The 21,913-nt window shown below is 59.8% G+C and carries 22 protein-coding genes; 16 read left to right on the top strand and 6 right to left on the bottom strand.

The features are described from left to right. Window positions 1-254: 254 nt before the first annotated feature. On the bottom strand, window positions 255-1,163 hold the full coding sequence (locus JJD66_RS23240; protein WP_200649136.1) for a MurR/RpiR family transcriptional regulator: 909 nt from the start codon (window positions 1,161-1,163) through the stop codon (window positions 255-257). A 284-nt stretch (window positions 1,164-1,447) separates the two neighbouring features. On the opposite strand from JJD66_RS23240, the gene JJD66_RS23235 reads away from it, so the two are divergent. From JJD66_RS23235 to JJD66_RS23175, 13 genes are all read left to right on the top strand, one after another. Continuing rightward, entirely contained in the window at window positions 1,448-3,385 is a 1,938-nt protein-coding gene (locus tag JJD66_RS23235) for a bifunctional 5-dehydro-2-deoxygluconokinase/5-dehydro-2-deoxyphosphogluconate aldolase (RefSeq protein WP_200649135.1), read from the top strand. Between the two features lie 148 nt (window positions 3,386-3,533). Continuing rightward, window positions 3,534-4,421 carry a myo-inosose-2 dehydratase gene (gene iolE / locus JJD66_RS23230; protein ID WP_200649134.1) on the top strand — a complete coding sequence of 296 codons (888 nt, stop codon included), beginning with the start codon at window positions 3,534-3,536 and terminating at the stop codon, window positions 4,419-4,421. 3 nt (window positions 4,422-4,424) lie between these two features. Next, complete coding sequence (iolB, locus tag JJD66_RS23225) at window positions 4,425-5,213, top strand: 5-deoxy-glucuronate isomerase (RefSeq protein ID WP_019817190.1); 789 nt, start codon at window positions 4,425-4,427, stop codon at window positions 5,211-5,213. Window positions 5,214-5,239: 26 nt separating this feature from the next. Further along, window positions 5,240-6,061, top strand: coding sequence for a TIM barrel protein (locus JJD66_RS23220; protein WP_200649133.1), 822 nt, complete (start codon window positions 5,240-5,242; stop codon window positions 6,059-6,061). 146 nt (window positions 6,062-6,207) lie between these two features. Beyond that, a complete protein-coding gene (gene iolD, locus JJD66_RS23215) occupies window positions 6,208-8,139 on the top strand; it encodes a 3D-(3,5/4)-trihydroxycyclohexane-1,2-dione acylhydrolase (decyclizing) (protein ID WP_200649132.1) in 1,932 nt (643 codons plus the stop codon). Window positions 8,140-8,158: 19 nt separating this feature from the next. Then, window positions 8,159-9,169, top strand: a complete 1,011-nt coding sequence (locus tag JJD66_RS23210; RefSeq protein ID WP_200649131.1) for a Gfo/Idh/MocA family protein — start codon at window positions 8,159-8,161, stop codon at window positions 9,167-9,169. A 150-nt stretch (window positions 9,170-9,319) separates the two neighbouring features. After that, window positions 9,320-10,348, top strand: coding sequence for a Gfo/Idh/MocA family protein (locus tag JJD66_RS23205; RefSeq protein ID WP_198716523.1), 1,029 nt, complete (start codon window positions 9,320-9,322; stop codon window positions 10,346-10,348). A 126-nt stretch (window positions 10,349-10,474) separates the two neighbouring features. Beyond that, window positions 10,475-10,651 carry a hypothetical protein gene (locus JJD66_RS23200; protein WP_003191673.1) on the top strand — a complete coding sequence of 59 codons (177 nt, stop codon included), beginning with the start codon at window positions 10,475-10,477 and terminating at the stop codon, window positions 10,649-10,651. Between the two features lie 49 nt (window positions 10,652-10,700). Next, a complete protein-coding gene (locus JJD66_RS23195) occupies window positions 10,701-11,636 on the top strand; it encodes a sugar ABC transporter substrate-binding protein (protein WP_200649130.1) in 936 nt (311 codons plus the stop codon). Window positions 11,637-11,699: 63 nt separating this feature from the next. After that, entirely contained in the window at window positions 11,700-13,253 is a 1,554-nt protein-coding gene (locus JJD66_RS23190) for a sugar ABC transporter ATP-binding protein (protein ID WP_034125691.1), read from the top strand. Window positions 13,254-13,279: 26 nt separating this feature from the next. Continuing rightward, window positions 13,280-14,302: an ABC transporter permease gene (locus JJD66_RS23185; protein WP_003191668.1), complete on the top strand. Its 1,023-nt coding sequence runs from the start codon at window positions 13,280-13,282 to the stop codon at window positions 14,300-14,302. A 391-nt stretch (window positions 14,303-14,693) separates the two neighbouring features. After that, a complete protein-coding gene (locus tag JJD66_RS23180; RefSeq protein WP_003191666.1) occupies window positions 14,694-15,098 on the top strand; it encodes a TraR/DksA family transcriptional regulator in 405 nt (134 codons plus the stop codon). Between the two features lie 157 nt (window positions 15,099-15,255). Continuing rightward, the gene (locus JJD66_RS23175; protein WP_058410528.1) at window positions 15,256-15,459 is read left to right on the top strand and encodes a hypothetical protein; all 204 of its coding nucleotides are present in this window, start codon (window positions 15,256-15,258) and stop codon (window positions 15,457-15,459) included. Here the strand turns inward: JJD66_RS23175 and JJD66_RS23170 are convergent, their stop codons facing one another. From JJD66_RS23170 to JJD66_RS23160, 3 genes are all read right to left on the bottom strand, one after another. Next, window positions 15,460-15,702 carry a DUF2789 domain-containing protein gene (locus JJD66_RS23170; protein WP_034125689.1) on the bottom strand — a complete coding sequence of 81 codons (243 nt, stop codon included), beginning with the start codon at window positions 15,700-15,702 and terminating at the stop codon, window positions 15,460-15,462. A 68-nt stretch (window positions 15,703-15,770) separates the two neighbouring features. Beyond that, entirely contained in the window at window positions 15,771-16,001 is a 231-nt protein-coding gene (locus JJD66_RS23165) for a hypothetical protein (RefSeq protein ID WP_034125688.1), read from the bottom strand. Between the two features lie 111 nt (window positions 16,002-16,112). After that, window positions 16,113-16,388 carry a hypothetical protein gene (locus JJD66_RS23160; protein ID WP_105226677.1) on the bottom strand — a complete coding sequence of 92 codons (276 nt, stop codon included), beginning with the start codon at window positions 16,386-16,388 and terminating at the stop codon, window positions 16,113-16,115. Window positions 16,389-16,782: 394 nt separating this feature from the next. Here JJD66_RS23160 and JJD66_RS23155 point away from each other — a divergent pair, with 394 nt between their 5' ends. Next, window positions 16,783-17,232, top strand: coding sequence for a hypothetical protein (locus JJD66_RS23155; RefSeq protein WP_052199932.1), 450 nt, complete (start codon window positions 16,783-16,785; stop codon window positions 17,230-17,232). Window positions 17,233-17,363: 131 nt separating this feature from the next. Continuing rightward, window positions 17,364-18,371: an ABC transporter substrate-binding protein gene (locus JJD66_RS23150; protein ID WP_198716526.1), complete on the top strand. Its 1,008-nt coding sequence runs from the start codon at window positions 17,364-17,366 to the stop codon at window positions 18,369-18,371. A gap of 140 nt (window positions 18,372-18,511) precedes the next feature. On the opposite strand, the gene JJD66_RS23145 is transcribed toward JJD66_RS23150, so the two are convergent. Together JJD66_RS23145 and JJD66_RS23140 are read right to left on the bottom strand one after the other, a co-directional pair. Further along, window positions 18,512-20,638 (bottom strand): TonB-dependent receptor, encoded by a 2,127-nt coding sequence (locus JJD66_RS23145; RefSeq protein WP_200649129.1) that lies wholly within the window; start codon window positions 20,636-20,638, stop codon window positions 18,512-18,514. 90 nt (window positions 20,639-20,728) lie between these two features. Then, on the bottom strand, window positions 20,729-21,118 hold the full coding sequence (locus JJD66_RS23140; protein WP_200649128.1) for a DUF2946 family protein: 390 nt from the start codon (window positions 21,116-21,118) through the stop codon (window positions 20,729-20,731). A 93-nt stretch (window positions 21,119-21,211) separates the two neighbouring features. Between JJD66_RS23140 and JJD66_RS23135 the strand changes: the two genes are divergently transcribed. Next, window positions 21,212-21,649: a DUF3995 domain-containing protein gene (locus JJD66_RS23135; RefSeq protein WP_034125683.1), complete on the top strand. Its 438-nt coding sequence runs from the start codon at window positions 21,212-21,214 to the stop codon at window positions 21,647-21,649. Window positions 21,650-21,913: the final 264 nt, after the last annotated feature.

Genomic DNA, 21,913 nt, shown 5'->3' with positions numbered 1-21,913 from the left:
CTTGAGGCCTTTTTGTAATGGGCAGATCGCGAGCTGATCCAATGTTGGCCAGAAGCTGTTTGGAGCTTCCTCGGATAGGCCTGATACATAGATGCAACCGGGTACCAATGTTTGAAAAGCGGGTTGAAAGTGGGGGCGAGTCCATACATAGGAGCGAGCTTGCTCGCGAAGAACTGCTGGGCGCCGCGTTCATTCAAAATGGCCGCGGCGTTCTTGCGTTTTTCGCGAGCAAGCTCGCGCCTACAGGTGGCGGGTCAGTCGTCGAACCCAACCTGTTCGTGAATCTCATCCACCTTGAGTTCCAACCGATACGCCACCGCAATAAACAACGCCTGGCACAGGCACAGCGTGGCGCTCAGCGAGCGGAAAGCAAACGAGGAACCTTCATTGACCAACAGCACCGCATTCGCCCGCTTGGCCAGGGGCGACAGGTTGCTGTCGGTGATGATCAGGGTCTTGGCCTGGTGATGCTGCGCGATGCGCAGGCAGTGCTGGGTCTCTTTGCCGTAGGGCGTGAAGCTGATGGCTATCACCAGGTCATTGGCGCGCACGCTGCGCATCTGCTCGCGATAACTGCCGCCTAGCCCCGAGATCAGGTGGATGCGCTTGTTGGTGTGCTGCAGGTTGTAGACCAGGTAGTCGGCCACCGCAAAGGAGCGGCGCACGCCGACCACGTAGATGTTGTCGGCATTGACCACCAGGTCCACGGCTTTCTCGAAGACAGCGTCGTCCAACTCCAGCCCCAAGCGTTCGATGCCCGACAGGGTGGCGTTGACGCACTCGCGCGCCAGGTCGCCGCCGCTGGCCTTCTGGGACTTGTTGGCGATCATGCTGCGGATGCGCTGCTGGTAGTTCTGCACCGGCGTGGTCTTGTGCGTATACGCCTCGCGAAACAGCGCCTGCATCTCACTGAACCCGCTGAAACCGAAGCGCTGGGAAAACCGCACGATGGCCGAAGGGTGCACTTCGCATTCCCGGGCGATGTCGCTGATCCGGTCGACCATGATCCGGTCGCTCTGCTGGCTCATGTAGCTGGCGATACGCTTGAGCTGGCGCGGCAGGCTCTCGTATTCGTCGGTGATCAGCTGCAACAGGCGTTCGGCATTGATCGGAGGGCTGGCGATAGTTTCTTCCAGGGTAGTCTCGGGATCGGTGCGGGACATGGGCAATCCTTCTGGCGTGTTCGTCTGATGCGCTGATAGGTGGCGCAAGTCTACAGGGTAGGCGCAAAAAAATACCCCGGCATCACGGCCCGCGTGGCCTGCTGAAACGATGCATGGGCGCTGGCGTGCCACTATCCTGAGGTATTGGAAAAAATATTCCACTAAAAATAATTATGGAATAAATATTGATTGCTGCCAGCGGACGTTCTAGTCTGCTCCCACCAAGAGCGTTTGCCGTCGCCACGGCGGCACAACGCAGGCTGATAAAAATAACAGGAGCCAGCATGGGCCAGACTCGTTTTGCCAGTGGGCGTCAATTGGATCTGATTTGCCTCGGGCGCCTGGGCGTCGATCTTTATGCGCAGCAAGTCGGTGCGCGGCTTGAGGATGTGACCAGCTTCGCCAAGTATCTGGGCGGTTCTTCCGCCAATATCGCTTTCGGCACGGCCAGGCTTGGGCTCAAGTCGGCGATGCTGAGCCGGGTGGGTGATGACCACATGGGCCGTTTCCTGGTGGAATCCCTGGCCCGCGAAGGCTGTGATGTCAGCGGCATCAAGGTCGACCCGGAGCGCCTCACCGCCCTGGTGTTGCTGGGCCTCAAGGACCGCGAAACCTTCCCCCTGGTGTTCTACCGCGAAAACTGCGCCGACATGGCCCTGCGCGCCGAAGACATTAGCGAAGCCTTCATTGCCTCCAGCAAAGCGCTATTGATCACCGGTACGCATTTCTCCACCGACGGCGTTTACAAGGCCAGTCTGCAGGCCCTGGATTATGCGGCCAAGCACAACGTCAAGCGCGTGCTGGACATCGATTATCGCCCCGTATTGTGGGGCCTGGCGGGCAAGGCGGATGGCGAAACCCGTTTCGTCGCCGACCAGAATGTGAGCCAACATGTGCAGAAGATCCTGCCGCGTTTCGACCTGATCGTCGGCACCGAGGAGGAGTTCCTGATTGCCGGCGGCAGTGAAGACCTGCTCACCGCCCTGCGCACCGTGCGTGAACTGACCCCGGCCACTCTGGTGGTCAAGCTCGGCCCCCAGGGCTGCACGGTGATTCACGGCGCAATTCCGGCGCGCCTGGAAGACGGGGCCATCTATCCTGGCGTGCGGGTTGAAGTGCTCAACGTGTTGGGCGCAGGCGATGCTTTTATGTCGGGCTTTCTCAGCGGCTGGATCAATGACGCCAGCGATGAGCGTTGCAGCCAGTTGGCCAATGCCTGTGGCGGCCTGGTGGTATCGCGCCACGCCTGTGCGCCAGCGATGCCGACCCCCGCCGAACTCGATTACCTGTTCAACAGCCCCGTGCCCATCACCCGGCCGGACCAGGACGTGACCCTGCAACGCCTGCACCGTGTCACGGTGCCGCGCAAAGCCTGGAAGCAACTGTTCATCTTTGCCTTCGACCACCGCTGGCAATTGGTGGAGCTGGCGCAAAAAGGTGGCCAGGCCCCTGAGCGTATCAGCGACATCAAGCAGTTGTTTATCCAGGCCATCGAACGCGTGGAGCGAAAACTCAGCGAGCAGGGCGTCGAGGCGGATGTGGGCCTGCTCGCCGACCAACGCTTCGGCCAGGATGCACTCAACGCCGCCAGCGGTCGCGGCTGGTGGATCGCTCGCCCGGTGGAAGTGCAGAACTCGCGGCCCCTGGCGTTCGAGCACGGGCGTTCGATCGGCAGCAACCTGATTGCCTGGCCCCAGGAACAGATCATCAAGTGCCTGGTGCAGTTTCACCCCGATGACGAGCCGATGCTGCGCCTTGAACAGGAAGCGCAACTCAAGGCGGTGTACGAGGCGTCGTTGGTCAGTGGCCACGAACTGCTGCTGGAAGTCATCCCGCCCAAGGATCACCCTTCCACCTACCCGGACGTGCTCTACCGCAGCCTCAAGCGCCTGTACAACCTGGGCATTTACCCGGCCTGGTGGAAGATCGAAACCCAGTCGGCCGCAGACTGGAAAAAGCTCGACGAACTGATCCAGGAACGCGACCCCTACTGCCGTGGCGTGGTGTTGCTGGGCCTGAATGCTTCCCCCGAGTTTCTCGCCGATGGCTTCAAGCAAGCCAGCCAGAGCAGCACCTGCCGTGGGTTTGCCGTGGGCCGCACGATCTTCCACGAGCCGAGCCGGGCGTGGATGGCGGGGGAGATTGATGATGAAACGCTGATCCTGCAGGTGCAGGCGACCTTCGAACAGCTCATCAATGCCTGGCTCAGCGCCCGACGGTAAATACGATCAAATGTGGGAGCTGGCTTGCCTGCGATAGCAACCTGTCAGTTGCAAATGTACTGCCTGACACACTGCTATCGCAGGCAAGCCAGCTCCCACACAAAGCAGATCCCAGTGAATTCTGAAGATAAAAACAAAAGGTGCAGCCATGCCCGCAATCCGAATTGGCATCAACCCGATCTCCTGGAGCAACGACGACCTCCCGGCCCTCGGCGGTGAGACCCCGCTGAGCACGGCCCTGAGCGAAGGCAAGGACATCGGCTACGAAGGTTTTGAGCTCAACGGCAAATTCCCCAAGGATGCCAAGGGCGTCGCTGACGTGCTGCGTCCTTATGACCTGGCGCTGGTGTCCGGTTGGTACTCCAGCCGTCTGGCCCGTCGTTCGGGGGCTGAAGAAATCGAGGCGATTGCCGCCCATGTCGAACTGCTCAAACACAACGGCGCCTCGGTACTGGTATACGGCGAAGTGGCCGACTCGATCCAGGGCTCGCGCATCCGCCTGATCGAGCGTCCGCGTTTTCACAGTGAACAGGCCTGGCAGGCTTACGCCGACAAGCTTACCGAGCTGGCGCGCTTCACCTTGTCCCAGGGCGTGCGCCTGGCCTATCACCACCATATGGGCGCGTACGTCGAATCCCCCGAGGACATCGATCAGTTGATGAAACGCACGGGCCCGGAAGTCGGCTTGCTGTTCGATTCGGGCCACTGCTACATGGGCGGCGGCGAACCCATCGAGGTGCTGCGCAAGCATATCGACCGCGTCTGCCATGTGCATTTCAAGGATGTACGCAAACCCTTGGTGCAACTGGCGCGTAACCAGATGTGGAGCTTCCCGGACTGCATTGTCAACGGCACTTTTACCGTGCCCGGCGATGGTGATATCGACTTCGCACCGTTGCTGGATGTGTTGCTCGCGGCGAACTACAAGGGCTGGCTGGTGGTGGAAGCCGAGCAGGACCCGGCCGTGGCGCCCAGCTATATCTACGCGAAGAAGGGTTACGACACCCTGCGTGCGCTTCTCAACCAGAGGACTTGAGTGATGAGCTTGTTGGTCAAAAGCAGCAAACGCGGGCAAACCATGGTTGCCCTGGAGGCGGGTCGCCTGGAGTACGTAGGCTTTGCCGCCTATCGCCTGAGCCTGGGCGAAACCCTGCCGGTCAGTGCGGGCGATCAGGAACTGTGCCTGGTGCTGCTCAGCGGTCGAGTGAATATTGAAGGCGAAGGCTTCAATTGGCAGAACCTGGGGGATCGCCAGTCGGTGTTCGAAGACAAGTCACCGTTCGCCGCCTATTTGCCGCCGGGCACTGACGCCCGAGTCACGGCCCTGAGCGATGTGCAGATTGCCGTCTGCGCAGCGCCGGGTGCTACGGGTTTTGCCCCGCGCTTGATCCGCCCCGAGCAGTGCAAGCGCAGTGTGCGCGGCAAAGGCGCCAACACTCGCTATGTGTGCGACATCCTGCCCGACAGCGAGCCGGCCCATTCGCTGCTGGTGGTGGAAGTGCGCACGCCGTCGGGGCATTCCTCCAGCTACCCACCGCACAAGCACGACACCGACGACCTGCCGCACCAGAGCTTTCTGGAAGAGACCTACTACCACCAGGTCAACCCGCCTCAGGGCTTCGTGTTCCAGCGCGTGTACACCGACGATCGCAGCATCGACCAGGCCATGGCCGTGGAAAACAGTGACCTGGTGGTGGTGCCCAAGGGCTATCACCCGGTCAGCGTGCCGTACGGCTACGAGTCTTATTACCTGAACGTGATGGCCGGCCCCAAGCGTGCATGGCATTTTCATAACGACCCGCAGCACAGCTGGCTGCTGGACCTGTAAACGGTGTTGGACGGAGAACAACAACAATGAAGTCGCCGCTACGTTTTGCCCTTAACCGCATGGTCGCCCCCAACCTGTCCCTGCCGGATTTCATCCAGTTGGCGGCGGCTCTCAACTGCGAGGCCATTGAGATCCGCAACGACCTCAAGAACCGTGAAATCGAATACGGCACACCCGCCAGCCGCGTGCGTGAGTTGTGTGCAGCGCAGGGCATCAAGGTGCTGTCGATCAACGCGCTGTACCCCTTTGATGTGTGGAACGACGAACGCCGTGCCCAGGCAATCGAACTGGCCACCTACGCTCGTGAGTGCGGGGCCCAGGGTCTGGTGATGTGCCCGTTCAATCAGCCTGGCGATATGCGCAACGACGCGCAGCGCGCGGCTGGTTTGCGCACGGCGTTGAGCGAGCTGGCGTTGATCCTGCGCGAGTATGGGATTCTGGGTTTCATCGAACCCCTGGGCTTTACCATATCCGCCCTGCGCCGCAAGCGCGTGGCAGTGGATGCAATCAAGGCCATCGGTGGCCTGGATGTGTTTCGTGTGGTGCACGACACCTTTCACCATCACCTGGCCGGCGAGCATGAGTTCTTCCCGGAACTGACCGGGCTGGTGCACATCTCCGGGGTGGAAGACCACGATGCGCCGTTGGACTCGATCCGCGACGGCCACCGCGTGCTGGTGGGCGAGGACGATATCCTCGGGAACGCGGCGCAGATCGACACCTTGCTGAGCACCGGCTACAGCGGCTATTTGTCGTTCGAACCGTTTGCCGAAAGCGTGCACGGGTTGGCGGATATCCGGCAGGCGTTGGGCAGCAGCATGGCGTATTTGCAAAAGCCCTTGCCATAACGCGATCAAAAATGTGTGAGCTGGCTTGCCTGCGATAGCGGTGTGTCAGGCAATACCTGTGCAACTGATAGACCGCTATCGCAGGCAAGCCAGCTCCCACCGTGGATCGGTGTTGAACATTCCAATTGCATTCATAGGTGCAAGTGATGACCACAACAAGATTGACCATGGCCCAGGCCCTCGTGAAGTTCCTGGATAACCAGTACATCGAAGTCGACGGCGTACAGAGCAAGTTTGTCGCCGGGGTGTTCACTATTTTCGGGCATGGCAATGTGTTGGGCCTTGGCCAGGCCCTGGAGCAGGACAGCGGCGACCTGGTGGTGCATCAGGGCCGCAATGAGCAAGGCATGGCCCACGCCGCCATCGGGTTCGCCAAGCAGCACCTGCGCCGCAAGATTTATGCGTGTACGGCCTCGGTCGGGCCGGGCGCGGCGAATATGCTCACCGCCGCAGCCACCGCCACCGCCAACCGCATCCCGTTGCTGTTGCTGCCCGGCGATGTCTATGCCAGCCGCCAGCCCGACCCGGTATTGCAGCAGATCGAGCAGTTCCACGACCTGAGCATCAGCACCAACGACGCCTTCCGCTCAGTGAGCAAATACTGGGACCGCATCAACCGCCCCGAGCAACTGATGACCGCGGCGATCCATGCCATGCGCGTGCTGACCGACCCGGCTGAAACCGGCGCGGTGACCCTGGCCTTGCCCCAGGATGTACAAGCCGAAGCCTGGGACTACCCCGACTATTTTCTGCAAAAACGCGTGCACCGCATCGACCGACGCCCGGCCACCAGCGCCATGATCGGCGACGCGCTGGCTGCGTTTCGCGGCAAGCGCAAGCCGCTGATCATTTGCGGCGGCGGGGTCAAATACTCCGGCGCCAACCAGGCCCTGCAAGCCTTTGCCGAGCGTTTCGATATTCCTTTCGCGGAAACCCAGGCGGGCAAGAGCGCCGTGGTGTCCAGTCATCCGCTGAACGTCGGCGGCATCGGCGAAACCGGCTGCCTGGCGGCTAACCTGCTGGCGCCTGAGGCGGACTTGATCATCGGTGTCGGCACCCGTTATACCGACTTCACCACCTCGTCAAAATCGCTGTTCAAGCACCCCGAGGTGAAGTTTCTCAACCTCAATATCAGCCCCTGCGATGCGTTGAAGCTGGACGGTGTGCAAGTGCTGGCCGATGCAAAAGTCGCCCTTGAAGCACTGGAAGATGCTCTGGGCGATTACCGTTCGGGCTGGGGCGAGCAGATCGCCGACGCCAAGGCGCAACTCGACGCCGAAGTCGACCGCGTGCATCAGGTGCACTACCAGGGCGATGAGTTTGTCCCCGAAGTCGACGACCACCTGGACCGTGCCGTGCTGCGGGAATTCATCGAGCTGACCGGTTCGTGCCTGACCCAGAGCGCTGTGCTTGGCGTGCTCAATGCTCGCCTGGCCGATGACGCAATCATCGTGGCCGCCGCCGGCAGCCTGCCCGGTGATTTGCAGCGTGCCTGGCGCAGCAAGGGCATCAACACCTACCACGTCGAGTATGGCTATTCATGCATGGGCTACGAGATCAATGCCGCCCTGGGCGTGAAGCTGGCCGAGCCGAGCAAGGAGGTGTACGCCCTGGTCGGCGATGGCTCCTACATGATGCTGCACTCGGAGCTGGCCACTTCGATCCAGGAGCGCCGCAAGATCAACGTGGTGCTGTTGGACAACATGGCGTTCGGTTGCATCAACAACCTGCAGATTGGCAATGGCATGGACAGCTTCGGCACCGAGTTCCGCTACCGCAACCCCGAGAGCGGCAAGCTCGACGGTGGCCTGGTGCCGGTGGACTTCGCCATGAGCGCAGCGGCCTACGGTTGCAAGACCTACAAGGTCAGCACGCTGGAACAGCTGGAAGCGGCGTTGGCCGATGCCCGCACGCAAAGCGTCTCCACGCTGATCGATATCAAGGTGCTGCCCAAGACCATGGTCCACGGCTACCTGTCGTGGTGGCGTGTGGGTGTGGCGCAAGTGTCCACCAGTGAACGTACGAATGCAGCGGCCAAAAAACTCAATGAACACCTGGCCAAGGCCCGGCAGTACTAATAACAAGAGGAGTGTTTGCATGTCTTTGAAACTTGGAGTGATTGGTACGGGCGCCATTGGCCGGGACCATATTCGTCGTTGCAGCCAGGCCTTGCTCAACAGCCAGGTGGTGGCCGTCACCGACATCAACCTTGAGCAGGCGGCCCAGGTGGTGGCGGACTTGAAGCTGGACGCCGAGGTGTACCCGGACGGCCATGCGTTGATCAACGCGCCAGAGGTCGAAGCGGTACTGGTGACGTCCTGGGGGCCGAGCCACGAAGAATTTGTGCTGGCCGCGATTGCCGCCGGCAAACCGGTGTTCTGTGAAAAACCCCTGGCGGTGACGGCCGAGGGCTGTCGCAACATTGTCGAGGCCGAAGTGGCACACGGTAAGCGCCTGGTCCAGGTGGGTTTCATGCGCCCGTACGACCAAGGCTATCGTGCCCTCAAGGCGGTGATCGACAGCGGCCAGATCGGCGAGCCGTTAATGCTGCACTGCGCGCACCGTAACCCTACGGTGGGCGAGAACTACAACACCGGCATGGCGATCACCGACACCCTGATCCATGAGTTGGACGTGCTGCGTTGGCTGCTCAATGACGACTACGTGTCCGTGCAGGTGGTGTTCCCGCGCAAGACCAGCAAGGCGCTGGCGCACCTGCGCGACCCGCAGATCGTGCTGCTGGAAACTGCCAAAGGCACGCGTATCGACGTGGAAGTGTTTGTGAACTGCCAATACGGCTACGACATCCAGTGTGAAGTGGTGGGGGAGAGCGGTATCGCCAGGTTGCCGGAGCCATCTCAGGTGCAACTGCGCAGCGACGCGAAGCTGTCCAACGCGATCCTGATGGATTGGAAGGATAGGTTTATCGGTGCCTATGACGTGGAATTGCAGGCGTTTATCGACAGCGTGCTGGCCGGGCAGGTTGGCGGGCCGTCGGCCTGGGATGGGTTTGCGGCGGCGGTGGCGGCGGATGCGTGTATTGAAGCCCAGGGCAATGGGCAGATTGTGAAAGTCAGCCTGCCGGATCGCCCGCGCTTCTACGGCTAACTCACTGCAGAAAAGTGGTTGACACTGTGGGAGCTGGCTTGCCTGCGATAGCGGTCTATCAGTGACAGATTGATTGCCTGACTCACTGCTATCGCAGGCAAGCCAGCTCCCACAGTTGATTGGGTTTCCAAATCAATTCTGGAGTTGAGCATGCGAATCGGACTAGTGGGCTACGGCCACGGCGGACGCTTTTTTCATGCGCCGTTGATCGCCACCCTGCCTGGCGCCACCTTTGTCGGCGTGGTGACGCGTTCACCCGAACGTCGCCAGCAACTGAGTACTGACCTTCCGGGTGTCAAAGCCTTCGACTCCATCGGCCAGATCGTCGAAGCCGGCGTCGATGCCCTGGTGATTTCCACCACCCTCAAAGGTCGCCCGGCCCTGGTGCTGGAAGCCATCGAGCACGGGGTCGCGGTGGTCAGCGATAAACCCTTTGCCGCCAACGCCGAACAAGCCCAGGCCCTGATTACCGCTGCCGAGCGCCAGGGCTCGCTGCTCAGCGTCTACCAGAATCGGCGCTGGGATTCGGATTACCTGACCCTGCGCAAACTGATCGACGCCGGCGCCCTGGGCACCATCACCCGCTTTGAATCCCGCGTGGAGCGTTACAGTCCGCAGGCCGTGGGCAATGCCAGTGGTGGCGGCTGGCTGCGCGACCTGGGCAGCCATCTGGTGGACCAGGCGTTGCAACTGTTCGGCCCGGTGGAGCGGGTGTTCGCCCAATTGCACTACACGCCAGAACATCCCACGGTGGATCACGGCTTCTTTGTCTCCCTCACCCATGCCAATGGCGTGATTTCGCACCTGTGGGGCAACGCGTTGCAGAACAGCCAGGCACCGCGATTTCGCGTCAGTGGCAGCCTGGGCTGTTACACCGTCGACGGATTGGATGGCCAGGAAGAAGCGCTGCTGGCCGGCAAGTCACCGAAAACCGAAGGTGAACACTGGGGCGCTGAGGAGCATCGACGCTGGGGCTGGTTTGAGCAAGGGCCGGAGCGTGAGCGGGTGCCGTCGGAGAAGGGCTGCTGGCCCCAATTCTATCGGCAGTTGCTAGCTGCCGTGGTGGGGCAGGGGGCGCTGCCGGTCAATGCCTATGATGCCCTGGAAACCACCCGTATATTGGACGCCGCGCGCCTGAGTGACGAGCGCCAGCAGGTGGTTTCGACGAAAATAGAATAAAATTCTAAAACAGGTTGATATGGAAATTATTTTCTAATACAGTCTTTTCCAGGTTGCATAAAGTACGTCCCGGAACCTACGGGCGACTCAACAAAAACAAGATCAAAAACAACCAGGTACCGTCAGATGAAAATCTTCAACGCTGTACTGCGAGTTTTACGCCCCCTCCAAGCGCCACGCGGACTGCCCCGCGCCCGGCCGTTCTACTTCTCCTTCCTGAATGTGCTGTGCGTCGAAAACCAGGGCGCGCTGGTGTGCTGCATTCCAGGCGCGCCGGTGGTGCGACTGACAGCCGAGTCCTGATCAACGCAACGTCGAAAAAAACCAACAAGAAAGTGGAGACAGACCGTTCATGAAGACCCCGATCCGTTTTACCGCCCTGGCCTTGTCCATGCTGCTGGCCAGCGGTGTGGCCGGCGCCGCCGATCTCAAGGTGGGCGTGACGATGTCCGCGTTCGATGACACCTTCCTCACCTACCTGCGCGAGGACATGGACAAGCAAGCCAAGTCCTATCCAAAAGGTGATGGCGTGCAACTGCAATTCGAAGATGCCCGCGCCGATGTGGTCAAGCAATTGAGCCAGGTCGAGAACTTCATCAGCCAGAAGGTCGACGCGATTATCGTCAACCCGGTCGATACCGCGTCGACCAAGAACATCATCAGTGCCGCCACCAAGGCGGGTATACCGCTGGTGTTCGTCAACCGCCGCCCCGACCAGAAAGACTTGCCCAAGGACGTGGTGGCCGTGACCTCCGATGACGTCGAGGCCGGGCGCCTGCAAATGCAGTACATCGCCGAAAAACTCGGCGGCAAGGGCAAGATCGTGATCCTGTTGGGTGACCTGGCGAACAACTCCACCACCAACCGCACCAAGGGCGTGAAGGAAGTGCTGGCCAAGTACCCGGACATCAAGATCGAGCAGGAGCAGACCGGCGCATGGCTGCGTGACCGGGGCATGACCCTGGTCAACGACTGGCTGACCCAAGGGCGTGATTTCAATGCGGTGCTGGCCAACAACGATGAGATGGCGATCGGGGCGTCCATGGCCCTGCGATCGGCCGGCAAGGAAAAAGGTAGCGTGTTGATTGCCGGTGTCGACGGCACGCCCGATGGCTTGAACGCGATCACCAAGGGGGACATGGCCGCCTCGGCCTTCCAGGACGCCAAGGGCCAGGCGGTGGGTTCGGTGGAGGCAGCGCGCAAGATGGCCAAGAAGGAGCCGGTTGAGCAGAACGTGGTGATCCCGTTCCAGTTGATCACTCCGGACAACGTCAAAGACTTCAAGTAGCCCAACATAACAACAAAAGCTGGCAGGGCGGTCACGGCCGCCCTGCAGATGGAGTACCTCCCTATGCTTGCTCAAGCCGCCACGTCTCAGCCCGCCGCCCACCCGGCGCTGGCGCTGGACGAACCCTACCTGCTGGAAATCCTCAACATCAGCAAAGGCTTTCCCGGTGTCGTGGCCCTGGACGATGTGCAGCTGCGGGTGCGCCCCGGCACGGTGCTGGCGTTGATGGGCGAGAACGGTGCGGGCAAGTCGACGCTGATGAAGATCATCGCCGGCATCTACCAGCCCGACGCCGGCGAAATTCGCCTGCGTGGCAAGCCGATCACCTTTGAAACGCCGCTGGCCGCGCAAAAGGCCGGGATCGCGATGATCCACCAGGAACTCAACCTGATGCCCCATATGAGCATCGCCGAGAACATCTGGATAGGCCGCGAACAGCTCAACAGCCTGCACATGGTCAACCACCGCGAAATGCACCGCTGCACCGCCGAGTTGCTGGCGCGTCTGCGCATCAACCTCGACCCCGAAGAACAGGTCGGCAACCTGAGCATTGCCGAACGGCAGATGGTCGAGATTGCCAAGGCAGTGTCCTACGACTCCGACATCCTGATCATGGATGAACCCACCTCGGCCATTACCGACAAGGAAGTGGCCCACCTGTTTTCGATCATTGCCGACCTCAAGTCCCAGGGCAAAGGCATCGTCTATATCACCCACAAGATGAACGAAGTGTTCGCCATCGCCGATGAAGTGGCGGTGTTCCGCGACGGCCAATACATCGGCTTGCAACGGGCCGACAGCATGAACAGCGACAGCCTCATCTCGATGATGGTCGGGCGTGAATTGAGCCAGCTGTTCCCGGTGCGCGAAACACCTATTGGTGAGCTGTTACTGTCGGTGCGCGACCTGAGCCTGGACGGCGTATTCAAGGACGTATCGTTCGACCTGCACGCCGGGGAGATCCTCGGTATCGCCGGGCTGATGGGCTCCGGGCGCACCAACGTGGCGGAAACCATTTTTGGCATCACCCCAAGTTCCAGCGGGCAAATCACCCTGGACGGCAAGGCGGTGCGCATTACCGACCCGCATATGGCCATTGAGAAAGGCTTTGCGCTGTTGACCGAGGACCGCAAGCTCAGCGGCCTGTTCCCGTGCCTGTCGGTGCTGGAGAACATGGAGATGGCGGTGTTGCCGCACTATTCGGGCAACGGTTTTATCCAGCAGAAAGCCTTGCGTGCCCTGTGTGAAGACATGTGCAAGAAGCTGCGGGTGAAAACCCCGTCCCTGGAGCAATGCATCGACACCTTATCCGGCGGTAATCAGCAAAAGGCCTTGCTGGCGCGCTGGCTGATGACCAACCCACGCTTGCTGATCCTGGATGAGCCGACGCGTGGTATCGATGTGGGCGCCAAGGCCGAGATCTACCGCTTGATCGCCTTCCTCGCCAGCGAAGGCATGGCGGTGATCATGATTTCCTCCGAACTGCCCGAAGTGCTCGGCATGAGCGACCGGGTGATGGTGATGCACGAAGGTGAACTGATGGGCACCCTGGATCGCGCCGAGGCGACCCAGGAAAAAGTCATGCAGTTGGCTTCCGGGATGACCGCAGTCCACTGATCTACAGAATAAGAAGGTGATGGGTTATGAACGCAATAACAGACAACAAGCCGGCAACCGCGCCGGTCAAGAACCGTCGACGCATGCCCACCGAGCTGAGTATCTTCCTGGTGCTGATCGGTATCGGCCTGGTGTTTGAATTGTTCGGCTGGATCGTGCGCGACCAGAGCTTTCTGATGAACTCCCAGCGCCTGGTGCTGATGATCCTGCAGGTGTCGATCATCGGCCTGCTGGCCATCGGTGTGACCCAGGTGATCATCACCACGGGCATCGACTTGTCGTCCGGCTCGGTGCTGGCCTTGTCAGCGATGATCGCCGCCAGCCTGGCGCAGACCTCCGACTTTTCCCGGGCGGTGTTTCCGTCCCTCACCGACTTGCCGGTGTGGATCCCGGTGGCGATGGGCTTGGGTGTGGGGCTTTTAGCGGGGGCAATCAACGGCAGCATTATCGCGGTCACCGGCATCCCGCCGTTTATCGCAACGCTGGGCATGATGGTCTCGGCCCGTGGCCTGGCGCGCTATTACACCGAAGGCCAGCCGGTGAGCATGCTCTCGGACTCCTACACAGCGATCGGCCATGGCGCGATGCCGGTGATTATCTTCCTGGTGGTGGCGGTGATCTTCCACATTGCCCTGCGTTACACCAAGTATGGCAAGTACACCTATGCCATCGGCGGCAATATGCAGGCGGCGCGCACTTCGGGGATCAACGTCAAGCGTCACCTGATCATCGTCTATAGCATCGCCGGTCTCCTGGCGGGCCTGGCCGGCGTGGTGGCCTCGGCACGTGCAGCGACGGGGCAGGCCGGCATGGGCATGTCCTACGAGCTGGACGCGATTGCCGCCGCAGTGATCGGCGGTACCAGCCTGGCCGGTGGAGTAGGGCGCATTACCGGCACGGTGATCGGCGCGCTGATCCTCGGCGTCATGGCCAGCGGGTTTACCTTTGTCGGGGTGGATGCGTATATCCAGGACATCATCAAGGGCCTGATCATTGTGGTGGCGGTGGTGATCGACCAATACCGCAACAAGCGCAAGCTCAAGCGCTGAGTACCTAACCCTGTAGGAGCGAGCTTGCTCGCGAAAGCTGCAAAGATAACGCGGGCTATCTGATTGAACGCGGTGTCCTTGAGTGCTTCGCGAGCAAGCTCGCTCCTACAACCGTTTGTCTTCTATATAGCTCCACAACACTGAATTTCTTGCTATAAACGCACTCCGATGACCATTCGCCAAGCCCGTCCTGGTGCCTTTGGGGGTTGATCGGGAAAAAATGCCTGTCTTTTCAGTTGCTGCGCCCTCAAGTCGGCCTTAGACTGCCGCCCCTCGTAAATTGAGTGCCGGGTGGCGCTTGGAATGGATGGCGCCCTTCCGAGACCTGCACAGGTCGGCCGGAACGCTCCCTAATTCGCCTTAATGCACGTATTTTTTTATAGAGAAATCAATGACAAAGGAAAAGTTGCTGGCCATGCCGGCGGATGACTACATGAATGCCGAACAGCACGCTTTTTTCGAGAAGTTGCTGCAAGACATGAAGGTGGAGCACCACGAGCGCATTGAGCAGAACCGTATCGCCATTGAGAGCCTGGACACCCCGGCCGACCCGGCTGACGCGGCTTCTGTCGAAGAAGAGCGCACCTGGCTGGTAAACGCCATTGACCGCGACCAGCGCATGCTGCCGCAACTTGAGCGTGCTCTGGAACGCATCAAGGAAGATTCCTTTGGCTGGTGTGACGACAGCGGCGAGCCTATCGGCCTCAAGCGCCTGCTGATCAGTCCTACCACCAAGTACTGCATCGAAGCGCAAGAGCGCCACGAGCAGATCGACAAGCACCAGCGTCAAGCCTGATGCGGTGAAGGGGGCGGCTCTCTAGCTGGCCGCCCTGGATCGGCATTGTTGCTGTTTATGCAATGAAGCTATTCCGTGGATAGCTTTTTCCAACTGGAATAAAGCCGTAGCATGGCCAACATTGTTAGCCAGCTAACTAATGCTGCGGAGAAGTTCCATGCAAAACAAAGTCGATGTGGCCGTAATGATCGGCAGTGGCGTACCCGAAACCCTGCGTGCCCTGGGCCAGCGAGCTTGCTGGGTGGTGTTGCTCAACGGTGAGCAGCGCGGCACTGCGTTCGCCAGCCGGGACGAGGCGCAGGAATGCCAGGCTGCCTGGCAAGCGCTGTTGCGCAGGGAAGCGTCAGACAGCCTGCATTGATCAAGCGCGGGGAGGCTCATGCAGCAGCGCATTGAGATCATCCACTGCGGGAGCCCATTCTGCGTCGACCTGCAATTGTTCCCTGAGGAAGTTCGCCTGCTGTTCGCTCCAGAATGGCGCGTCGATGAGTTTTACATCATCGGGCAGTCGATGTTCGGCGGTAAAGCGTTCGATGGCTTCCTGGCTGGAATCCAGCCCCAGTTGTTCGAACAGGGTTTCAAGGGTTGGGGTGGTGGTGTCCATAGCGTTCTCCATGCGGGCTTATCGTCATACATGTGAGGGGCAGGGCACGCTAGAGTTCTATCGGGTTGTCAGGTATTGAGTGCGCCGCAATCCACGGCGGTCTTCAGTGCCTTGGCCGCCTCTTTGCCAGCCACGGCCGCTGCGTCGGCGGTTTTGAACCAGCGGTCTTTCTCCACCTGGTGCGCGGTGACCTTGTTCAGCGGTGGTTTGGCTCGCATGATGATGACCGCTTGAAACTCACCGTCTACTTCCCTCGCATCGCCGTGGATAATAAATTCGCCAATATCAAATTCCGTCACGTATGGCTTTCCCTTCAAGGTAACTGCGTTGATGAAACCTGACCCGCGAGGGGGCAAACTTCCATGGACAGGCCAGTATGGCAGTTGTTGAGGGGCTGTGGCGCGGTAAAGTCATACAGGCGACGAAACGATTCCGCCGCCTGAGGCGTACAGCTTGGCTTCAAGGGACTTGGCCAGTTCGCAGGCTTTGATGTGATCGCTGCGAAACCCCTTGATCTTGCCGCTGGGCACTTCAAGAATATGAAAAAAGTTCTTTCCTGCGGGTACAACTTGGTAAAGCACCGAATTGGAGTACCCATTCAGGTTCAGCAGGCAGTAGTATTGCTGTTCGTCGGGACATGGTGAACGAGTGTGGAAAGACGTAGCGTCGTGTTGACGTCGTTGCATGCTCAGCTCCTGTCGATCGATCCGGTTAGCTTGTCTGCGTTGTTTCGGGTGGTTTTCACCCTGGTTGCTGTTCTAGTATTGTCGTCGGTAGTTCGTGACTGGTTCCATGCCCAGATGTTTTTTTGTGTTGGGGTGTCGGAAAACTGCATTTTTGATTGGGTTATTCTCTGAAGTCGGCAGACCCGTATTCTCGGGTCGTTGAACCTGTGATTTGCTGTATCACGGTTGACTTCCCATGAGGTCCGCCGTTGAGGTTTGTACTAGCCTTACGAGTTCTCTTCAGTTTTTTAATGACTCTGTATCGTGTCGTAACGGCCATTTTTTGTGCTGTTCGCTTTGGCGGCCAGTGCTTTTTTGATGTGGGGGCGTTTCCTTGGCAGTCAGTAATCTGGATATGCACGCGTTATTCGTGCTGGGTGATTTGCGCGCAAAGTTGGTCAAGCAGTTTCAATCTCGGTTTGTCTACGTCACTGAACAGACGCCGGAAGGTATTTATATCGCCGAAATCGATACCGAAACGGCGCTGGTCGTGGATGACAAGCCACGTCTGGAACTCAAAGTAGGTGACCATTTTCGCGCAGCGGTATTGCCCAGCCGCGAAGGTGGCAAGTTCGAATTGAGGTTTCGCGATATCAAGTTGACCGTGTACGGCCTCGGCGACTACGCCTTTGTGTCGTCGAACGAAGGCCAGGGTATTGTGTTCAAGGAAGGCCACAGCGTAATGCTGGTATTCGCCGCCCATGAGCAATTGCAGGAAGGGTTGACCAAGACCCTGAAGGCCGTGACTGGCAAAGCCGCCAAATGGCGCAAGGGTGAACTGGTGACCTTCAAGGCCAGCGAGTAGGCGATAAATACGCTGTGCATCTTTGTCTTTTGGAACCTCTACTACAGTTGAGTTGACTTAACTATTCAGAGGCTTCGCGCATTCGCAGCAAAGCCGTTCGCCATGACTGCGAAAACGCGAGGTGCACAGGCATGAAAGGATTGAAGTCACTGCTGGCGGCGGGCCTGACGACCCTGAGTCTGTCATTGCCGGTATCGGCTGCCCAGGCACCGGTGCATTTTGCCGACCTGAATTGGGAAAGCGGCAGCCTGATCACTGAAGTACTGCGTTTTATCGTCGAGAAGGGCTATGACCTGCCCACCGACACCTTGCCTGGTACCACCATTACCCTGGAAACCGCCCTGGCCAAGAATGATATCCAGGTGATTGGCGAGGAATGGGCCGGTCGCAGCCCGGTGTGGGTCAAGGCTGAAGCCGAAGGCAAGGTGGCGGGCCTGGGCGATATCGTCAAAGGTGCGACCGAAGGCTGGTGGGTGCCGGAATACGTGGTCAAGGGTGACCCCTCCAAAGGGCTAAAACCCCTGGCTCCAGACCTCAAAAGCGTACAGGACCTGGCGCGCTACAAGGACGTGTTCAAAGACCCTGAGTCTCCGGGCAAGGGGCGCTTTCTCAACAGCCCCATTGGCTGGACCTCCGAAGTGGTCAACAAACAGAAGCTCAAGGCTTATGGCCTGGACGACAGCTATGTGAACTTCCGCAGCGGTTCGGGGGCGGCGCTGGATGCGGAGATTGCCTCGTCGATTCGCCGGGGCAAGCCCGTGCTGTTCTATTACTGGTCGCCGACCCCGTTGATGGGGCGCTATAAATTGATTCAGCTGGAAGAACCGCCATTTGATGCAGGTGCGTGGAAGACCCTGACTGACGCAGACAACCCGAACCCGAAGCCGACACGCTCATTGGCTTCCAAGCTGAGCATTGGCGTGTCGACGCCGTTCCAGCAGGAACATCCACAGATTGCCCAGTTCTTCGAGAAGGTCGAGTTTCCCATCGAGCCGCTTAACAAAGCCTTGGCGACGATGAGCGAGCACCACACGCCGCCTCGGGAGGTGGCCCAGGCGTTTCTCAAGGAACATCCGCAGGTGTGGAAGGCCTGGTTGACGGAAGATGTGGCGCGGAAGGTCGAGGCGAGCCTCAAGTAACCGGCGGTCTTTGTATCGAGTGAAGGTCAAGATGTGGGAGCTGGCTTGCCTGCGATGACTGAGTGTCAGACAACATATTTTTATGCTGACCCACCGCTATCGCAGGCAAGCCAGCTCCCACATTTGACTGTATTCAAGCTTTAGAATTTGGTCTGTACGGCCAGCTCAAAGGTCCTCGGCGTCCCCAGATAGTACGCCGGCGACACATGGGCAAACTCGGCATACACCTCGTTAGTCAGGTTACGTACGCGCCCGGTTACCGAGGTATGCGCATCCACCTTATAGCGCAGGAAGGTGCCGAACAGCGTATAGGCCGGTACGGTCTGGGTGTTGGCATTGTCTGCATACACCTGGGCGACATAGCGCGCATCCACCCCGCCTTGCCAATCCTCGGCAAAGTCATAGGTCAACCATAGGTTACCCACGCGCTTGGGCACGTTGGTTGGCGTATTGCCCTTGCGCGACACCACGGCGCCGCTGGCGATTTTCTCGTTGAACTCATCGTACTGCGCGTCCACCCAGGCGAAGTTGCCTTCGGCCAATAGCCTCGGCGTGATGCGCAACGAACTGGCCAGTTCGATGCCCTTGGACGACTGCGCGCCCACCGGGATGCTGCTGGTCGGGTCCAGCGGATCGGTGACGGCGAAGTCCTTGCGTTCGATCCTGTACGCGGCGACCGTGGCGGAACCGCGGCCTTCCAGGTAATCGAACTTGCTGCCGATTTCCCATTGCTTGCCGGTGGACACGTCGAACACCTGTGTAGTGGTGTTGGGCTGTTCGACGGCGGTGCTGTATTGCACATAGACGTTGGCGGAGGGGATGAACTGATAGGTCAGGCCCAACCGGCCCGTTACCGGCTCCCAACTGCGCTTGAAGTGTCGCGGGTTGGTGGCGGTGATCGTACGATGGTTGGTCACGTCCAGATCGATGGCGTCATAGCGCAGGCCGGTCAGCAGCGAGAGCTTATCCGTCAGTCCCAGACGGTTTTCCACGAACAGTGCCTTGGTCGTCACCTGGTTGGTCTTGTCCTTGACGAAACCTGGCCGGGTACCGGGAATATCATAGAAGTGCCCCGGGGCGTAGTGGTTCGGGTCTACGGTACTTTTGCCCTGCACGTTCAACGGGCTGTTAGTGGTGCTGTTGATCTTGTACTCAAAACCGCCGGACCAGGTGGTCGCGAGGCTGAAGACGCTCGTGTCATGGCGCAGTTCGAACTGGTTGCCGTTCTGCTCGCCCTGATGCCGCACCTGATAGGCCGTCGAGCGGTTCACCGCGCTATTGTCGGCGTTGTATTGATAGGTCTCCAGGTTGCGGTAGTCGCGCTGGCTGTCGAGGTGGTAGAGGGTATTTTTCAGTGTGGTGCTGTCGTTGATCCGGTAGTCGATGATCGAGCGTGCCCAGATCGTGCGTTGCTCATAACGGCCGTCGGCAACGTTGTAGTTATTGAAGCGGTTGTGCTTGTCGATCTTCAGCTCACCGGCCTTGGGGTTGAGCACCGGCGTGCCCCAGTACGGGCTGTCTTCATGTTCGTCCTGATATTCCAGCGCCAGGGTGTGGGACAGGTTCGGGGTAAGGTCGCTGAGCAGGGAAAACGCCACGCTCCAGGCATCGCGCCGGTCGCGGTCGATGTAGCTGTGATTGGTGTTGCGGCTCACATCCAGGCGGGCGTAGTGCTGCACTTCGGCGCCGGGTTCGGTCAGCGCATGGTTGAGGCCGAACGCCATACCGGCGGTGTCGTAACTGCCATAGCTCAGTTGGCCCTCGATGGCCTGTTCCTCGCGGCTTGCCAGCTTGGTCACGTAGTTCAGCGAGCCACCCACTGAGCCTGCGCCGTTGATCAAGGAGGAGGGGCCGCCTACCAGTTCGACACGATCATAGATCCACGCATCCACCGGCCGCGCCAGGCCCGTGGCGACATTGATGCCGTTGAACATCTGGGTGATCTGGCTGCTGGTAAACCCTCGGTACGAGACAAACCCGCCAAACCCAGGCGGCGCGCTGGCGTTGACGCCGGGCAGGGTATTGGCCGCATCGCGGAAGGTCTTGGCGCCGTGGCGCTCGATATCGTTGCGGTTAGCAATGGCCACCGACGCCGGGGTTTCCCGCACGCTCAGGCCCAGGCGCGAGGCCATGCCGCTGGATTGGTCCAGGGCCAGCCCAGGCTCGGCACTTTGCTCGCCGTCAATAGTGGTCGGCGCCAACTCAAGGGCCGATGCGCAAACAGGCAGGCAGCCGAACAGGCCCGCCAACAGGGGTAAATGTTTCATGGTTGAATCCTGAAAACTTGGCTCGAAAACAACGCACTGCTCCCGTACTCCTTACGGAAACGAAGCGGTGCAGATCAGAACGCGCAGGGATCAGGCGAAGGCAGGTGGCGCGCGCGGATTAGCCGCAGGCCAGGTGAAGCGGGCGGGAATGTCGGTGGCGAGCACCACCGCTGCGGGCGGCGCATGGGGTTGCGGCAGGACTGCCACATTCAGGTGGGAGTTGAGCGCCGGGCCCATGCCGCCGGTAGAACACAGCGGGCAACCAAACGCCTTCGACAGCGTTGGCAGGCTCTCATCCGTAGAATTGCTGGGCAGGGGCGCCTGGGTACGTGGGTCCACCGTACAGAATTGGCCGCTGATGCCATTGAGCTGCATCCCTACCATCTGCCCATGACCAATGCTGCAGGCGAACACATTGAACAGGACGCAGCAGTAGAGCATCCAGGCAATGAGTGAGCGGTCGGCACGGGCGAGTTTCATGGGGCGGCACTTTATCATCAGCGACCGACGAAATGCCTGCAAAAAAACTCAGGGCGACTATCCTCATTCGCACATTTTTATGGAGCGCCGACCATGAGCTTTGTGATTGCGCGATGGATCGTCGGGGTATTTACCTTCATCAGCATGGTGCACCTGTATTGGGCTGCGGGTGGCAAGCTCGGCAGCCTGGCCGCTATCCCGCAACTGCCCGGAGAGTTTGCCAGCGGGCCGCGACCGGCGTTCAAGCCGTCGGCGCTGGGGACTTTTCTGGTGGCGATGGGGCTGGTGGCGATTGCCTTGCTCGTGTGTCTGCGCGCCGGGCTGTATTTCTCGCCGGTGTCCCACGGGGCGTTGCAATGGGGCATCAGCGCGATTGCCGTGCTGATGTTTGCCCGGGCGATCGGGGATTCGGAGCTGGTGGGTTTTTTCAAGAAGGTCGGCGGGTCGAGGTTTGCTCGCCTGGATACCTATTTCTATTCGCCGTTGTGCCTGGTGTTGGGCGCCGGCCTGCTGGTGGTGGCGTGGAGCTGAGCCTGAGCCCACAGATACCTGGCTGACACCGCGCAATCCAAATGTGGGAGCTGGCTTGCCTGCGATGCAGACACCTCGGTCTACCAGCCAAACCGGGTTGATCCCTTCGCAGGCAAGCCAGCTCCCACCTTCAACCACCCTCGACAGGTAACCCCGAGCGCTACCAAGCCCCTCTGGCCGCCATTTGATTCACCTCCAAGTATTTCCCAGACAAAAACACACCCCCCGGTTTTATAGCGCTTGACCTTCCCAGTATGGCAAGCC

This window comes from Pseudomonas sp. MF6751 (assembly GCF_016613265.1).
Classification (GTDB): domain Bacteria; phylum Pseudomonadota; class Gammaproteobacteria; order Pseudomonadales; family Pseudomonadaceae; genus Aquipseudomonas; species Aquipseudomonas fluorescens_BV.
This window is presented reverse-complemented; position numbering and strand designations above follow the sequence as displayed.

Bases quoted from the DNA above. Each gene is read 5' to 3' on its own strand.
- JJD66_RS23240 (WP_200649136.1), bottom strand. From the start codon at position 1,163: ATGTCCCGCACCGATCCCGAGACTACCCTGGAAGAAACTATCGCCAGC.
- JJD66_RS23235 (WP_200649135.1), top strand. From the start codon at position 1,448: ATGGGCCAGACTCGTTTTGCCAGTGGGCGTCAATTGGATCTGATTTGC.
- iolE (WP_200649134.1), top strand. From the start codon at position 3,534: ATGCCCGCAATCCGAATTGGCATCAACCCGATCTCCTGGAGCAACGAC.
- iolB (WP_019817190.1), top strand. From the start codon at position 4,425: ATGAGCTTGTTGGTCAAAAGCAGCAAACGCGGGCAAACCATGGTTGCC.
- JJD66_RS23220 (WP_200649133.1), top strand. From the start codon at position 5,240: ATGAAGTCGCCGCTACGTTTTGCCCTTAACCGCATGGTCGCCCCCAAC.
- iolD (WP_200649132.1), top strand. From the start codon at position 6,208: ATGACCACAACAAGATTGACCATGGCCCAGGCCCTCGTGAAGTTCCTG.
- JJD66_RS23210 (WP_200649131.1), top strand. From the start codon at position 8,159: ATGTCTTTGAAACTTGGAGTGATTGGTACGGGCGCCATTGGCCGGGAC.
- JJD66_RS23205 (WP_198716523.1), top strand. From the start codon at position 9,320: ATGCGAATCGGACTAGTGGGCTACGGCCACGGCGGACGCTTTTTTCAT.
- JJD66_RS23200 (WP_003191673.1), top strand. From the start codon at position 10,475: ATGAAAATCTTCAACGCTGTACTGCGAGTTTTACGCCCCCTCCAAGCG.
- JJD66_RS23195 (WP_200649130.1), top strand. From the start codon at position 10,701: ATGAAGACCCCGATCCGTTTTACCGCCCTGGCCTTGTCCATGCTGCTG.
- JJD66_RS23190 (WP_034125691.1), top strand. From the start codon at position 11,700: ATGCTTGCTCAAGCCGCCACGTCTCAGCCCGCCGCCCACCCGGCGCTG.
- JJD66_RS23185 (WP_003191668.1), top strand. From the start codon at position 13,280: ATGAACGCAATAACAGACAACAAGCCGGCAACCGCGCCGGTCAAGAAC.
- JJD66_RS23180 (WP_003191666.1), top strand. From the start codon at position 14,694: ATGACAAAGGAAAAGTTGCTGGCCATGCCGGCGGATGACTACATGAAT.
- JJD66_RS23175 (WP_058410528.1), top strand. From the start codon at position 15,256: ATGCAAAACAAAGTCGATGTGGCCGTAATGATCGGCAGTGGCGTACCC.
- JJD66_RS23170 (WP_034125689.1), bottom strand. From the start codon at position 15,702: ATGGACACCACCACCCCAACCCTTGAAACCCTGTTCGAACAACTGGGG.
- JJD66_RS23160 (WP_105226677.1), bottom strand. From the start codon at position 16,388: ATGCAACGACGTCAACACGACGCTACGTCTTTCCACACTCGTTCACCA.
- JJD66_RS23155 (WP_052199932.1), top strand. From the start codon at position 16,783: ATGCACGCGTTATTCGTGCTGGGTGATTTGCGCGCAAAGTTGGTCAAG.
- JJD66_RS23150 (WP_198716526.1), top strand. From the start codon at position 17,364: ATGAAAGGATTGAAGTCACTGCTGGCGGCGGGCCTGACGACCCTGAGT.
- JJD66_RS23145 (WP_200649129.1), bottom strand. From the start codon at position 20,638: ATGAAACATTTACCCCTGTTGGCGGGCCTGTTCGGCTGCCTGCCTGTT.
- JJD66_RS23140 (WP_200649128.1), bottom strand. From the start codon at position 21,118: ATGAAACTCGCCCGTGCCGACCGCTCACTCATTGCCTGGATGCTCTAC.
- JJD66_RS23135 (WP_034125683.1), top strand. From the start codon at position 21,212: ATGAGCTTTGTGATTGCGCGATGGATCGTCGGGGTATTTACCTTCATC.